12 protein-coding genes are annotated in these 14355 nt (G+C 72.3%); 7 read left to right on the top strand and 5 right to left on the bottom strand.

From position 1 onward, the window contains the following. The 3 genes from FV230_RS14730 to FV230_RS14720 all read left to right on the top strand — a co-directional run. A partial coding sequence (locus tag FV230_RS14730) for a biotin-dependent carboxyltransferase family protein (RefSeq protein ID WP_147842929.1) occupies positions 1-549 on the top strand: 549 nt, incomplete at its 5' end. Positions 550-591: 42 nt separating this feature from the next. Next, the gene (locus tag FV230_RS14725) at positions 592-1413 is read left to right on the top strand and encodes an FAD binding domain-containing protein (RefSeq protein WP_147728322.1); all 822 of its coding nucleotides are present in this window, start codon (positions 592-594) and stop codon (positions 1411-1413) included. After that, positions 1410-4304: a molybdopterin cofactor-binding domain-containing protein gene (locus FV230_RS14720; protein WP_147842928.1), complete on the top strand. Its 2895-nt coding sequence runs from the start codon at positions 1410-1412 to the stop codon at positions 4302-4304. Before FV230_RS14725 ends, FV230_RS14720 begins: the two co-directional genes overlap by 4 nt. A 3-nt stretch (positions 4305-4307) precedes the next feature. Here the strand turns inward: FV230_RS14720 and hydA are convergent, their stop codons facing one another. After that, positions 4308-5717, bottom strand: a complete 1410-nt coding sequence (hydA, locus tag FV230_RS14715) for a dihydropyrimidinase (RefSeq protein ID WP_147842927.1) — start codon at positions 5715-5717, stop codon at positions 4308-4310. A 108-nt stretch (positions 5718-5825) separates the two neighbouring features. Here hydA and FV230_RS14710 point away from each other — a divergent pair, with 108 nt between their 5' ends. Beyond that, positions 5826-7679: an adenine deaminase C-terminal domain-containing protein gene (locus tag FV230_RS14710; RefSeq protein WP_147842926.1), complete on the top strand. Its 1854-nt coding sequence runs from the start codon at positions 5826-5828 to the stop codon at positions 7677-7679. Here FV230_RS14710 and rutD read toward each other — a convergent pair. From rutD to rutA, 4 genes are read right to left on the bottom strand one after another with little or no spacing between them, the layout of a single operon-like run. Further along, positions 7648-8415 carry a pyrimidine utilization protein D gene (gene rutD / locus FV230_RS14705; RefSeq protein ID WP_147842925.1) on the bottom strand — a complete coding sequence of 256 codons (768 nt, stop codon included), beginning with the start codon at positions 8413-8415 and terminating at the stop codon, positions 7648-7650. The genes FV230_RS14710 and rutD overlap by 32 nt on opposite strands. Further along, the gene (rutC, locus tag FV230_RS14700; protein WP_147727583.1) at positions 8415-8834 is read right to left on the bottom strand and encodes a pyrimidine utilization protein C; all 420 of its coding nucleotides are present in this window, start codon (positions 8832-8834) and stop codon (positions 8415-8417) included. Before rutC ends, rutD begins: the two co-directional genes overlap by 1 nt. A 25-nt stretch (positions 8835-8859) precedes the next feature. Continuing rightward, a complete protein-coding gene (rutB, locus tag FV230_RS14695) occupies positions 8860-9603 on the bottom strand; it encodes a pyrimidine utilization protein B (protein ID WP_147842924.1) in 744 nt (247 codons plus the stop codon). After that, a complete protein-coding gene (rutA, locus tag FV230_RS14690; RefSeq protein ID WP_147842930.1) occupies positions 9603-10703 on the bottom strand; it encodes a pyrimidine utilization protein A in 1101 nt (366 codons plus the stop codon). The genes rutB and rutA overlap by 1 nt, the downstream gene beginning before the upstream one ends. A 272-nt stretch (positions 10704-10975) precedes the next feature. Between rutA and FV230_RS14685 the strand changes: the two genes are divergently transcribed. From FV230_RS14685 to FV230_RS14670, 3 genes are all read left to right on the top strand, one after another. Next, positions 10976-11461, top strand: coding sequence for a thioesterase family protein (locus tag FV230_RS14685; RefSeq protein WP_210248631.1), 486 nt, complete (start codon positions 10976-10978; stop codon positions 11459-11461). 83 nt (positions 11462-11544) lie between these two features. Further along, complete coding sequence (gene argS, locus FV230_RS14680; RefSeq protein ID WP_147842922.1) at positions 11545-13305, top strand: arginine--tRNA ligase; 1761 nt, start codon at positions 11545-11547, stop codon at positions 13303-13305. Between the two features lie 38 nt (positions 13306-13343). Next, the coding region (locus FV230_RS14670; RefSeq protein WP_187275510.1) for an SPOR domain-containing protein at positions 13344-14355 on the top strand (1012 nt) is incomplete at its 3' end.

Here is a 14355-nt window from a genome sequence, read left to right as displayed (position 1 = left end):
GCGGCGCGCGCCGGCGCCGGCGATCCGCAGGCCCTGGTCGCGCCCTGGCTCGACCGGCCGGCCGACACGATCCGCGTGGTGCTCGGGCCGCAGGACGACGCCTTCGCGGCGGACCAGATCGCGGCGTTCCTCGACGGCCCGTGGACGGTCGCCGGGCGCGGCGACCGCATGGCGTGCTTCCTCGACGGCCCGCGCCTGACCCATGCACGCGGCCACGACATCGTCTCCGACGGCATCGCCATGGGCGCGATCCAGGTGCCGGGCGAGGGGCTGCCGATCGTGCTGATGGCCGACCGGCAATCGACGGGCGGCTACCCGAAGATCGCCACGGTGATCGGCCCCGACCTCGGGCGGCTCGCCCAGGCCCAGGCCGGCACCCGGCTGCGCTTCGCCGCGGTCTCGATCGCGGACGCCGTCGCGGCCCGCAGGGCGGAGGCCGCGTGCCTCGCGCCCGAGATCCGGGTGGAGCCGGTGGTCCGCACCGCATTCCCGTCCGAGCTGCTGCTCGGGCTGAATCTCGTGGACGGCGTCGTCGACGCACGCCGCTGATCGCGCAGGCGGTTGGACGAAGACTTGCTTGGGCGCAGCCGCATGGATCTCGATACGATCAGCTCGGTCCTCACCCCGCGGGAGCCCGGCTCGCTGCCGGGCTGGCGCGCGGGCGACGCGTGGCTCGCCGGCGGCACCTGGCTGTTCTCGGAGCCGCAGCCGCATCTCGCGCGGCTGATCGACCTCACCGCCCTGGCGCTTCCGCCGAGCGCGGCGACCGAAGCGGGCTTGAGCCTGTCGGCCACCTGCACGATCGCCGAGCTGGACCGGATCGAGCTGCCGCCCGCCTGGATCGCCGCGCCGCTCGTCGGGCAGAGCTGCCGGGCGCTGCTCGGCTCGTTCAAGATCTGGAACCGGGCGACCGTGGGCGGCAACCTCTGCCTTGCGCTGCCCGCCGGGCCGATGATCGCGCTCGCCGTGGCGCTCGACGGCGTCTGCACCATCCGCACCGGCGCGGGCGGCGAGCGCCGGATGGCGGTGGCCGAGTTCGTGCTCGGGCCGCAGGCGACCGCGCTCGCCCCGGACGAGGTCCTGCTGCGCCTCGACATGCCGGCCTCGGCCCTCAAGCGGCGCGCGGCCTTCCGCCGGATCTCGCTGAGCCCGAACGGCCGCTCCGGCGCCCTGCTGATCGGCACGCGGGACGCCGACGGCACGCGCGTCGTCACCGTCACGGCCTCGACCCGCCGCCCGGTGCGCCTCGTCTTCCCGGCGCCGCCGAGCGCCCGCGACCTCGCCGACGCGATCGCAACGCGGATCGACGACGCGCTCTGGTACGACGACGTGCACGGCGCGCCGGATTGGCGCCACCACGTCACCGGCCTGCTCGCCGAGGAGATCCGGGCCGAGCTCAGCGAGGGCGCATGAGGATCGTCGTCAACGGCCATGCCGAGGAGGTGGCGCCGCGTCCCGGCCAGTGCCTGCGCACGCTGCTGCGCGAGCAGGGCTGGTTCGGCGTCAAGAAGGGGTGCGACGCCGGCGATTGCGGCGCCTGCACGGTCCACCTCGACGGCGAGCCGATCCACAGCTGCCTGCTGCCGGCGTTCCGGGCCGAGGGGCGCAGCGTCACCACCATCGAGGGGCTGTCCGGCCCGTGCCGGCCGGGGCAGGGGGTGCCGGACCGGGCGCCGGATCGGGCGCCGGACCCGCTGCACCCGATGCAGGCGGCCTTCGTCGCGGCCCAGGGCTTTCAGTGCGGCTTCTGCACGCCCGGGATGATCATGACGGCGGCGTCCCTCGACCAGGGCCAGAAGCGCGACCTCGGCGCGGCGCTGAAGGGCAATCTCTGCCGCTGCACCGGCTACCGCGCCATCCGCGACGCCATCGCCGGCATCGCCTCGGCCGAGGCGGCGACCGCGAGCGACCCGATCGGGCGCAGCGTGCCGGCGCCCGCGGCGCCGGACATCGTGTCGGGCCGCGCCGGCTACACCTTCGACCTCGCCATGCCGGGCCTGCTGCACATGCGGGTGCTGCGCTCAGACCACGCGCACGCGCGGATCGTCGCGATCGATCGCGCGGCGGCCCTGGCGCTCCCGGGCGTCGTCGCGGTGCTCACTTATGCGGACGTGCCGAACCTGCGCTTCTCCACCGGCCGGCACGAGAACCCGGCCGACGACGCGCCCGACACCCGCGTGCTCGACGACACCGTCCGCTTCGTCGGCCAGCGCGTCGCCGCGGTGGTCGCCGAGACGGAAGCCGCGGCCGAGGCCGGCGTGTGGGCGCTCGCTGTCGCCTACGAGCCGTTGCCGGCGGTGTTCGACCCGGAGGATGCGATGCGGCCCGACGCGACGCGAGTCCACGGCGGGGTCGTGTCGGGGGCGGACGCGCCGCCGCAGGCGTTCCGCGCGAACCTCGCGGCCGAGGCCCACGGCCTGGTCGGCGACGTCGAGGCGGGTTTTGCCGAGGCGCACCGCATCCACGAGGGCACCTATCTCTCGCAGCGGGTGCAGCACGCCCATCTCGAGACCCACGGCGCGATCGGCTGGCGGGACGTGGACGGCCGCCTCGTGATCCGCTCCTCGACGCAGGTGCCGTTCCTGACCCGCGACGCGCTTTGCACGCTGTTCGGCCTCGACCGATCGCAGGTGCGGGTGATGGCGGCCCGCGTCGGCGGCGGTTTCGGCGGCAAGCAGGAGATGCTCACCGAGGACCTCGTCGCGCTGGCGGTGCTCCGCACCGGGCGCCCGGTGAAGTGGGAGCTCACCCGCCATGAGCAGTTCACCGCCACCACCACCCGCCATCCGATGCGGGTCCGGGTGAAGCTCGGCGCGCGAGCCGACGGCACGCTCACCGCGATCCAGCTCGACGTCGTCTCGAACACCGGGGCCTACGGCAACCATGCCGGCGGCGTGCTCCACCATGGCACCAACGAGGTGATCGGCGCCTATCGCTGCCCGAACAAGCGCGTCGACGGCTACGCCGTCTACACCCACACCCTGCCGGCCGGCGCCTTCCGCGGCTACGGCCTCAGCCAGACGATCTTCGCCGTCGAATCGGCGATGGACGAGCTCGCCCGCGACCTCGGCCTCGACCCTTACGCGATGCGCCGCCGCAACGCGGTGCGGCCCGGCGACCCGATGGTCTCGACCAGCCTGGAGCCGCACGACGTCGAATACGGCAGCTACGGCCTCGACCAGTGCCTCGACCTCGCCGAGCGCGCGATGGCGGCCCCCGGCGGCGACCCGGCTCCGGAGGGCTGGCGTGTCGGCGAGGGCATGGCGATGGCGATGATCGACACGATCCCCCCGCGCGGGCATTTTTCGGACGCGCGCATCCGCCTTTCCCTGTCCGGGCCACCCGATCGCGGGTCCCCTCTCCCAGAGGAAGCGGGACAGGGTGAGGGGCATGGCCTCTCCTGCGCGTCCTCGTCCCTCACCCCAGCCCTCCACCGCACGGGAGAGGGGGTCCGTCGCGGTGATGGCGACCCTTCCGACGGCGCCGTCTACGAGCTTTCGGTCGGCACCGCCGAGTTCGGAAACGGCACCACCACCGTGCATGCGCAGATCGCGGCCGCCGCCCTCGGCACCGCGCCGGACCGCATCCGCATCCGCGCCTCCGACACCGACGCGGTCGGCCACGACACCGGCGCCTACGGCAGCACCGGCATCGTCGTGGCGGGGCGCGCGACGCTGAACGCGGCGGAGGCGCTCGCGCGCGCGATCCTGACCCGGGCGGCGGCGCAGGCGGGCGCCGCGACCGCCGACTGCCGCCTCGAGGGCGACCACGTGATCGTTCCGGGGGGCCGCATCGCGTTGGCCGACCTCATCGCCGAGGGTCCGCTCGAAGCGGAAGGCCGGGCCGACGGCTCGCCGCGCTCGGTCGCCTTCAACGTCCAGGCGTTCCGGGTCGCCGTGCATCCGGGGACCGGCGAGGTCCGGATCCTGCGCAGCGTCCACGCGGCCGATGCCGGCCGCGTAATCAACCCGATGCAGTGCCGCGGGCAGGTCGAGGGCGGCGTCGCGCAGGCCCTCGGCGCGGCGCTGTACGAGGACGTGCGTCTCGACGAGGCCGGCCGCGTGATCACCCAGACGTTCCGGAACTACCACATCCCGGCCTGCGCCGACGTGCCGGCGACCGAGGTGCTGTTCGCCGACACCCACGACAGCATCGGCCCGCTCGGCGCGAAATCGATGAGCGAGAGCCCGTTCAACCCGGTCGCCCCGGCGCTCGCTAACGCGATCCGCGACGCGACCGGCGCGCGGCTCACCGCGACGCCGTTCGCACCGGACCGGATCTTTCGGGATACCGGGGCGGCCTGACCTTCAGCCCGGCACGATGCTCCGGTCGAGCACGCGGCCCTGGCCCGGCACGGACAGCACCCGGCCGTCCTCGGCGACGACCTGCCCGCGCGCGATCGTCATCACCGGCCAGCCGGTCACCGAAAACCCCTCCCAGGGGGTGTAGTCGGCGCCGTGATGGAGCGCCGCCTGCGTGATCTTCTCGCGGCGGTTCGGGTCCCACAGGGTCAGGTCGGCGTCGAAGCCGGGGCCGATCGAGCCTTTCTTCGGATACAGGCCGTAGAGCTTGGCGTGGTTCGTCGCGGTGAGCGCGGCGAACTGGTTCAGCGAGATCCGGCCCTTCGACACGCCCTCGGAGAAGAGCACCGGCAGCCGGGTCTCGATGCCGGGGATGCCGTTCGGGATCCAGCGGAAGGAGGTTCTTCCGCGCGGGTTGAGCTTGCCCTGGGGGTCGTCGTAGCGGAACGGGCAATGGTCGGAGGAGACCACGTCGAAGATCCCGCGCTGCAGGCCGGACCAGATCGCCGCCTGGCTCGCGGCATCCCGCGGCGGCGGCGAGCAGACGTACTTCGCGCCCGACATCGGGTCGTCGCCGATCCCCTTCATGTCGTCGGCCGTCAGCGTCAGGTATTGCGGGCAGGTCTCGGCATGGATCTTCAGGCCGCGCCCCTGCGCCCACGCGATCTGCTCCATCGCCTGCTCGCCCGAGACGTGGACGATGACGATCGGCAGGTCGACCAGCTCGGCATGGCTGATCGCCCGATGCGCCGCCTCGCGCTCGACCGGTTGCGGCCGCGACAGCGCATGGCCGAAGGGCCGGGTCTCCCCGGCCTTCTCCAGGCGCTCGCCGAGGTAGCGGATCGCGTCGTAGCCCTCGGCATGGACCATCACGCGGGCGCCCTCGCGACGGGCGACGTCGAACACGTCGAGGATCTGCCGGTCGTTCAGGACCAAGTCGTCGTACGTCATGAAGACCTTGAACGAGGTGTAGCCGGCGGCGATCAGCGCCGGCAGCTCCTGGCCGAGCACCGCCTCGGTCGGGTCCGAGACGATCAGGTGGATCGCCGCGTCGACGTGGCATTGCCCCTCGGCCAGACCGCGATAGGCCTCGGCCGCCGCGCGCAGGGAGCCGCCGCGCGGCTGCAACGCGAACGGCATCACGCAGGTGTTGCCGCCGGCGGCGGCCGCCCGCGTCGCCGAGGCGAAGTCGTCGGCCATGACGATGCCGGGGCCCGAGGGCTGCGCGATGTGGACGTGGCTGTCGATGCCGCCCGGCAGCACCAGCAGCCCGGACGCGTCGATGGTCCGGGCCGCGTCCGCCACCCGCTCGGCCACCGCGACGATGCGGCCGTCGCGGATGCCGATCTCGGCACGCAGCGTGTCGGCGGCGGTGACGACGGTGCCGCCGCGGATCGCGAGATCGAAGTCGGGCATGGTTTCGCCGCCTCTCGGGTGGAACCTCGGTCCTGTCGACCGGTCCGGCCGCCCTGGCACGATGCGTGCCCGGATCGCCTCCATCCGCCCGCGAGAGTGTCCGACCCGATGTCCCCAGCGCCGCTGAACCGCTTCTCCGTCGCGCCGCTCGCGCAGATGACGCGCCGCCTCGCCGACGTGGCGTCGGGCCGGGCCGAGCCGGACCTCGTGATCGCCGGCGCGCGGGTGCTCTCGACTTATTCCGACCGCATCCTGCCCGAGCGCGAGGTCTGGATCGCGGGCGGCCGGATCGCCGCGGTGAAGCCCGCCGGCAGCCATCGCAGCGGCGCGGCGCGGTTCGATGCGGGCGGCGGGCTGATCGCGCCGGGCCTCGTCGACCCGCATCTGCACATCGAAAGCAGCATGATCACCGCCTGCGCCTACGCCGAGGCGGCACTTCTGAACGGCACGACGACGATCGTCTGCGACAGCCACGAGATCGGCAACGTGCTCGATGCCGACGGCGTCGCCTGGATGCTGGAGGATGCCCGCGCGGCGGCGCTCAACATCTACCTCACCGTGCCGAGCACGGTGCCGGCGACGACGCCGGAGCTGGAGACCGCCGGCGGCGACCTCACCGCCGAGAAGATCGCCGCCCTGTTCGACGCCTGGCCCGAGGCCTTGGGCCTGGGCGAGAAGATGGATTTCGTCGCGGTCGCCGAGGGCGATCCCCGCGCCCACGCGATCATCGCGGCTTCGCTGTCGCGCGGGCGCCCGGTCTCGGGCCACATCTACGGCCGCGACTTCGTCGCCGCCTACGCCGCGTCCGGCGTCACCGACACCCACGAGGCGATCGACCGCGACATCGCCGACGACCTGCTCGACGCCGGCATCTGGATCTTCCTGCGCGGCGGGCCGCCGACGACGCCGTGGCACTCGCTGCCGAAGGCGATCGGCACGGTGGTCGATTACGGCGCCGCCTGGAAGCGAGTCTGCTGCTGCACCGACGACCGCGACGCCGAGGACCTCCTCGCCTACGGGCTCGACTGGGTGGTGCGCGAGGCGGTGCGGATGGGCATCCCGAAGCCAGCGGCCTGGTCGATGGGCTCGCTGCACCCCGCGACGCGCTACGGCCTCGACGGCGAGATCGGCGGCCTCGGCGGCGGCCGGCGGGCCGACCTCGTGCTGCTCGACGACGACCTCGTGCCGCAATCGACCTGGTACGGCGGCGAGCTGGTGGTCGAGAACCGCCTGATCACGCCGCGCCTCGACGCGGCCCTGTCGCGCCCCTACCGCTACCCGGCGCGCGCCTACGCCACCGTCCACCTGCCGGTGCCGGTGCCGTCGCTGATCCCGACGCTGCCGGAAGCCCCCTGCACCGTCAACGCGATCCGCACGACGCTGCCCGGCATCGAGCTCGTCCACGAGCGCGTGGCCCTGACGCCTTCCGCGGACTGGCCGACGACGCTCGCCGAGAACGATCTGTGCCACGTCGCCGTGGTAGAGCGGCATGGGCTCGGCGGCCACGCCGCGCACGGGCTGCTGCGCGCCTTCGGGCTGAAGCGCGGCGCGGTGGCGAGCAGCGTCGGCCACGATTCGCACAACCTCATCGTCGCCGGGCTGAACGCGGCCGACATGCGGGTCGCGGTCGACGCCGTCGCGGCGCATCAGGGCGGGGTCTGCGTGGTCGAGGACGGCGCGGTCGGCGCGATGGTGCCGCTGCCGGTGGCGGGCCTGCTCTCGGACAAGCGCGTCGGCGCGGTCGCCGAGGAGGTCCGCGCCCTGAAGGTCGCCTGGGAGCGGGCCGGCTGCACCATCCCCTACATGGGCTTCAACCTGATCCCGCTCTCGGTGATCCCGCAGATCCGCATCACCGACAGGGGCCTGGTGCTGGTGCCGGAGATGCGCCAGGTGCCGCTGTTCGAGCCGGCCTCGGAGAGTTTCCGCCCAATCAGAGCAGGAAGTCGAGCAGCGTCCGGTTGAAGGCTTCCGCCCGCGTGACGCTGTGGGCATGGCCGCCCTCGGCCACGAGGTCGAGGCGGGCCTTGGCGAGGCCGGCGGCGAGGCGTTCGGAGGCGGTGTAGGGCACCAGCACGTCGTCGCGGGCGGCCATCACCAGGGTCTCGTGCGGGATCGCGCCGAGCCGCCCGGCCAGGGTGAAGCGCTCCAGCGCGCCGATCCGCGCGAGCACCGTCTCGGGCCCGGGGAAATGCGCCAGCGCATGCGCCTCGTCCGCCGCCACCCGCGCGGCATTCTCGGACAGCCACCGGGCGGGATAGAGGAAGATCGCCTGCGCGCGGACGAAGGCCTCGGGGCCGGCATGGTTCAGGAGCGCCTTGCGGGCGGAAAAGCACCGCAGCGTCGCGGAATCGATCGCGTCCCAGCCGTTGATCACGACGATGCGCCCGACGCGCGTCGGGTGGTTGAGCGCCAATTGCAGCGCGATCAGCCCGCCGAGCGCGTGCCCGACGACGTCCGCCCTCGCGGTGCCGGTGGCGTCGAGGACCGACAGCGCGTCCTCCGCCATCGCCGCGATGTCGTGGCCGGGCTCGAGCGGGCCCTTCGAGCGGCCGGTGCCGCGATGGTCGTAGGTCAGGACGCGGAAGTGCGGATCCAGCGCGGGCATCTGCGGCGCGAAGTAACCCGCCATCCCGCCGAGCCCCGGCGAGAGCAGGACGGTCCGCGCGCCGTCGCCGGCGACGTCGTGATGGACCGGCATCAGACTGAGGTGTCGACGGCGAGCGCGCCGACCGGCCTGCCGACATGCGCCACAGAGGCGATCTCGACCAGCGCGTCCGGCTTCACCAGCCCGCACTGGATGCAGTAGCGCGCCGGCTTCTCGCCGGGGAAGTATTCGGCATAGACCGCGTTGATCGCCGCGTAGTCGGCCCAGTCCTTCAGGAAGACGTGGTTGAAGGTCACGTCGTCCATGGTCCCGCCGGCGGCCGCGACGACGCCCTTGATCGTCTCGAGCACGTGGCGGGTCTGGGCCGACGCGTCTCCCACATGGACGACGTTGGCGTCGGCGTCGAGCGGCAGCGTGCCCGAGACGTAGAGCACGCCGTCGGCCAGGGTTCCGGGCACGTAGGGCGCCAGGGGCTTGCCGGTGCCCGGCGGGATCACGACGGTCTTGGGCATTGTGTTCGGGACTTTCCGTTGGCAATCACTCAGCGGCTTCGGTGCGACGCGGCTCGGCACCGAGCGCCCTCTCGAAGGCCGCCACGTCCGAGACCCAGCCGAAGAACGCCTCGATGTTGAGGAGCGCGCCCTCCTGCAGGCTCGGCGGGCCGGCCTGGTGGGTGGCGTCAGCCAGCACGATGCCGAAGTATTCGAGGAAGAACCCGTCGCGCAGGGTCGATTCCACGCAGACGTTGGTGGCGATTCCGGTGAAGATCAGGGTGCGGATGCCGCGCGCCCGCAGGGTGCTGTCGAGCGCCGTGTTGTAGAAGCCGCTGTAGCGCGGCTTGCCCATCACGATGTCGCCGGCCTGCGGCTTCAGCGGGTCGACGAGGTCGTAGTCCCAGGTGCCGCGGGTCAGCAGCCGGCTGTTCAGCCCCGGCTGCCGGCGCATGGTCTTCAGCGCGTTGGACTTGTGCCAGTTCGGCGAGCCCGGCCCCCCGGCCTCGACGTAGTCGGCGTCCCATCCGTTCTGGAACCACAGCACGACGATGCCGGCCGCCCGCGCGGCCGCGACGGCGGCGGCGATGCGGCCGATCACCGGCCCGGTCTGCGACACGTCGAAGCCGGCCAGATCGAGGTAGCCGCCCTTCGTCGCGTAGGCGTTCTGCATGTCGACGACGATGAGCGCGGTGGCCTCGGGCGCGAAGGCGATCGGCTCGGGCCGCGCGGGCAGCGTCACGCCGCCGAAGCGGCCGGCGGCGTCGCGGTATCCGGCGGGCGCCTCCATCACGCGACCTCGGAGAGCGGCGCCGCAGCCGCGGCGACGTGCCGGCGGGTCTGCATCAGCGGCTGGATCTTCTGCCCGAAATCGTCGAGCCCCTTCAGGAAATCGTCGAACACCAGCAGCACCCCGCCGGTGCCGGGCACGGTCATCACCGCGTCGAGCATCCGCGCCACGCTCTCGAACGAGCCGACGAGGGTGCCCATGTTGATGTTCACCGCCGAGGTCGGGTCGGCCATCTGGCGCACGTTGGTGTCGGCGCCGGACTTCGTGTCGGCCGCGCCCTGCACGCCGAGCCAGGCGATCGCCTCCTGGTCCGCGCCCGCCTTGTAGTGCTCCCACTTGGCGTGAGCGGCGGCGTCGGTCTCGTCGGAGATCACCATGAACAGCACGTAGGAGGAGACGTCGCGGCCGGTCTTCGCCTTGGCGGCCTCGAGGCGCGCGACCGTCGGCGCGAAGGCGGTAGGGGTGTTCACGCCCTTGCCGAAGCAGAAATTGTAGTCGGCGTAGGTTGCGGTGAAGGCCATGCCGGCCTCGCTCTGGCCGGCGCAGATCACCTTCATCGCACCTTGCGGCCGCGGGCTCAGGCGGCAATCGTCCATCTGGAAGTATTGGCCCTTGAGGTCGCTGCGCCCGGTCTCCCAGAGCTCGCGCAGGATCTGCGCGTATTCCGAGAGGTACCGGTACCGGTCGGCGAAGAAGGCGTCGCCGGGCCAGAGGCCCATCTGCGAATATTCCGGCTTCTGCCAGCCCGTGATCAGGTTGAGGCCGAAGCGTCCCTCGGAGATCGAGTCGATCGTCGCGGCCATCCGCGCCGTGATCGCGGGCGGGAAGCACAGAGTCGGCGCCGTGGCGTAGAGCTTGATCCGCGAGGTGACGGCGGCGAGCCCGGCCATCAGCGTGAACGATTCGAGGTTGTGGTCCCAGAACTCGGTCTTGCCGCCGAAGCCGCGCAGCTTGATCATCGACAGGGCGAAGTCGAGGCCGTAGCCCTCGGCCTTCAACGTCACCGCCTTGTTGAGGGCGAAGCTCGGCTTGTATTGCGGAGCATTCTCGGAGAGCAACCAGCCGTTGTTGCCGATCGGGATGAAGACCCCGACATTCATCGCTGCGGCGGGTTCGTCCATCGGCCACCTCTTCCGAACGCGACCCGACCCGCTCGCGGCGGGCCCGAGACGGGGAACGGTAACCGCTCGAACCAGCCCGTCAAATCGCGGACGCGGCTCTGCACAAAATCTCCGCGGGTTGCTCAGGCGATGCGCGCGATCCGCCCAGCCGGGAAGCGATCCCGGGTGCGGATCGAGCCGCCCGGATGCGCGAAACGCCGCCCGCGATCTGGTAGACCGGGCATCACGTGCCCTGCCCGATGGACGCCGCGATGCGCGAGACGCCTGCCCCGAACGCCGCCACCTCACTCCGCGCCGCCACGAACCGGGCGTCCTATCCGCGCCACGTCTCGATCGGCACGCGCTGGGCCGACAACGACGTCTACGGGCACGTCAACAACGTGGTCTACTACGCGTTCTTCGACACCGCGGTGAACGGCCTGCTGGTCGAGGCCGGCGTGCTCGACATCGCGCGATCCCCGGTGATCGGCCTCGTCGTCGAGACCGGCTGCCGCTACCACGCGCCGATCGCCTTCCCGGACGTGGTCACCGCCGGCGTGCGCGTCGCGCGGATCGGCCGGTCGAGCGTGCGCTACGAGATCGGGCTGTTCCGCGGCGACGCCGACGAGGCCGCAGCCGAGGGCTTCTTCGTGCACGTCTACGTCGACCGCGCCACCCGCCGGCCCGTCGCGTTGCCGGAGCCGCTGCGCACGGTCCTGCAAGGGTGGACCAGCGCCGCGGAGCCGTCCCTGCCGTGACACCTCCGCCCCCCCTTGCTATGGCGCGGGGATGAGACACCGTCGCATCGTCGGGCGCCGGTGCGAGCGGATTTGACACGATCATGAACATCTTCGCCCTGTTCGAGGCGCGCGTGCGCGAGGCCGTCGAGGCGCTGGTCCGCGGCGGGACGCTGCCCGAAGGCCTCGACCTCGCCCGGGTCGTGGTCGAGCCGCCGCGCGACGCGAGCCACGGCGACCTCGCCACCAACGCCGCCCTGGTGCTCGCCAAGGAGGCCAAGACCAACCCGAAGGCGTTGGGCGAGGCGCTGGCCGCCGAGCTGCGCACGGACCCGCGCGTGGTCGGAGCCGAGGTCGCCGGCCCCGGCTTCATCAATCTGCGCCTCGCGCCCACCGTGTTCCACGGCGTTCTGCGCGGCGTGCTGGCCGATCCCGCCGGCTATGGGCGCGGACGGATGGCGGGCGGCCCGGTCAACATCGAGTACGTCTCGGCCAACCCGACCGGCCCGATGCATGTCGGGCACGGCCGCGGGGCGGTGTTCGGCGACGCGCTGGCCAACCTCCTCGTCGCCGCCGGCCGGCAGGTGACGCGCGAGTACTACATCAACGACGCCGGCGCCCAGGTCGACGTGCTCGCCCGCTCCGCCTACCTGCGCTACCGCGAGGCGCTGGGCGAGGAGGTCGGGGCGATCCCCGAGGGTCTCTATCCCGGCGACTACCTCGTCCCGGTCGGCCAGGCTCTGGCCGAGACCCACGGCCGCGCGCTGCTCGGGCAACCGGAATCCGAATGGCTGCCGGTGGTGCGCGAGACCGCCATCGCCGCGATGATGGCGATGATCCGCGGGGACCTCGCCGCGATCGGCATCCACCACGACGTGTTCTTCTCCGAGCGCACCCTGCAGGGGGAGGGCGGCGGCGCGGTCGCGGCGCTGCTCGCGGAGCTGCGCGAGAAGGGCCTCGTCTACGAGGGCCGCCTGCCGCCGCCCAAGGGGCAGGTGCCGGAGGATTGGGAGGACCGCGAGCAGACCCTGTTCCGCACCAAGGATTTCGGCGACGACACCGACCGGCCGCTGCTGAAGTCGGACGGCTCCTACACCTACTTCGCCTCCGACATCGCCTACCACCGGGCGAAGTACCTCGCCGGCGCCACCGAGCTGATCGACGTCCTCGGCGCCGACCACGGCGGCTACGTCAAGCGCATGCAGGCGGCGGTGAAGGCGGTCACCGACGGGCGGGCGAGCCTCGACGTGAAGCTGTGCCAGCTGGTGCGGCTGTTGCGCGCGGGCGAGCCCGTGAAGATGAGCAAGCGCTCGGGCGAGTTCGTGACGCTCCGCGAGGTCATCGACGAGGTCGGCCGCGACGCGATCCGCTTCATGATGCTCTACCGCAAGAACGACGCGACCCTCGATTTCGACCTCGCCAAGGTGGTCGAGCAGTCGAAGGACAACCCGGTCTTCTACGTCCAGTACGCCCATGCCCGCATCCGCTCGGTGCAGCGGCAGGCACGCGAGGCGTTCCCCGACTTCGATCCCGCCGATGCGGCGGCGCTGGGGGATGCGGACTTCGCGCTGCTGTCCGATGCGGGCGAGGCCGAGATGCTGCGGCTGATCGCGCAATACCCCCGCGTGCTGGAGGCGGCCGCCGCCGCCCACGAACCGCACCGGATCGCGTTCCACCTCTATGAAACGGCGAGCAGCCTGCATAGTTTCTGGAACAAGGGCAAAGACTTGCCGCAATTACGGTTTGTTAATCCAACCGACCGAAAGTCGACTCGGGCGAGGCTGGCGCTGATCGAAGCGCTGCGAGGCGTCCTGGCATCCGGTCTCGCCGTGCTTGGCGTGAGCGCTCCGGACGCGATGCGATGAGTGCGCCCCCTAAGTCGGCGTAGGATGAGGATGCTGCCATGACGAACGCTTCGCGTGCGCCTGTCGATTTCGACGCCTTCGCGCGCGATCTGCAGCAGCCTTCGCCGGCCCCGCGGGCCGTCGAACCTGCCGCGCAGAAGCCCGACCCGCTGGCGGAACTCGCCCGCATCGTCGGCCAGGACGATCCTTTCCGCGCCCTCCTCGCCGCCCGCGACGACCGGCGCGAGCCCGCGCCCCAGGCGTCCGCCCATCGCGGCCGCCAGGAGCCAAGCTTCGGCAACGAGGCCGCCCATCATCCGAACGATTACGCCGAGCCGCAGCGCAACACCCCGGCCGACGCGTTCGACCAGTATCTCGCCTCGGTCGACCACGGCTCCGACCAGCCGGTGGCCTACGGCGACGCGCAGACCTACCAAGACGGCGGTTCCGAGGCCTACGACCAGCGCAGCCTGAAGCGGGTGAAGCCGCGCCGGCGGCTGATCACGGTCGGCGCGGGCGTCGCCGTCGTCGTCGTCGCGGTGACCGGCGCACTGACCTACAAGGGCCTGAGCCGCGGCGGCAGCGGCGGCGGCGTGCCGGTGATCCAGGCCGACACCTCGCCGGTGAAGGTCGCGCCGAAGGTCGCCGACGGCGTCGAGATCCCGGACCAGAACCGCCAGATCTACGAGCCTAAGGCCAAGGACAGCCAGATCCGCATCGTCAACCGCGAGGAGCAGCCCCTCGACGTGGCCCAGGCCGCCCGCGCGGCGCAAGGGCAGGATCGGTCGGCACAGGATCGCGGCGAGACGGCCAACCTCACGCCGGGCTCAGCCTCGTTCGACGTGTTCGGCCAGCCGCGCAAGGTCCGCACCGTCGTGGTCCGGCCGGACACCCCGCCCCCGGCGGTCCAGCGCGAGGCCCAGGCGGAATCGTCCCCGATCTCGCCGGTCCCGACCATGACGCTGCCGGGCGACGATGCATCCGCCGCACGCCCCAAGCCCGGCCGGATGGCGGCGGCTTCGACGCCGCAGATGCCGAGCCAGACCGCGACCGCGCAGCCGCCCTCGCAGC

Source organism: Methylobacterium sp. WL6 (assembly GCF_008040095.1).
GTDB lineage: Bacteria > Pseudomonadota > Alphaproteobacteria > Rhizobiales > Beijerinckiaceae > Methylobacterium.
The sequence above is the reverse complement of the archived record's forward strand: the minus strand, read 5'-3'. Positions and strand labels throughout refer to the sequence as shown.

Coding starts and splice junctions, on each gene's coding strand:
- FV230_RS14725 (WP_147728322.1), top strand. CDS start 592: ATGGATCTCGATACGATCAGCTCGGTCCTCACCCCGCGGGAGCCCGGC.
- FV230_RS14720 (WP_147842928.1), top strand. CDS start 1,410: ATGAGGATCGTCGTCAACGGCCATGCCGAGGAGGTGGCGCCGCGTCCC.
- hydA (WP_147842927.1), bottom strand. CDS start 5,717: ATGCCCGACTTCGATCTCGCGATCCGCGGCGGCACCGTCGTCACCGCC.
- FV230_RS14710 (WP_147842926.1), top strand. CDS start 5,826: ATGTCCCCAGCGCCGCTGAACCGCTTCTCCGTCGCGCCGCTCGCGCAG.
- rutD (WP_147842925.1), bottom strand. CDS start 8,415: ATGCCGGTCCATCACGACGTCGCCGGCGACGGCGCGCGGACCGTCCTG.
- rutC (WP_147727583.1), bottom strand. CDS start 8,834: ATGCCCAAGACCGTCGTGATCCCGCCGGGCACCGGCAAGCCCCTGGCG.
- rutB (WP_147842924.1), bottom strand. CDS start 9,603: ATGGAGGCGCCCGCCGGATACCGCGACGCCGCCGGCCGCTTCGGCGGC.
- rutA (WP_147842930.1), bottom strand. CDS start 10,703: ATGAATGTCGGGGTCTTCATCCCGATCGGCAACAACGGCTGGTTGCTC.
- FV230_RS14685 (WP_210248631.1), top strand. CDS start 10,976: ATGCGCGAGACGCCTGCCCCGAACGCCGCCACCTCACTCCGCGCCGCC.
- argS (WP_147842922.1), top strand. CDS start 11,545: ATGAACATCTTCGCCCTGTTCGAGGCGCGCGTGCGCGAGGCCGTCGAG.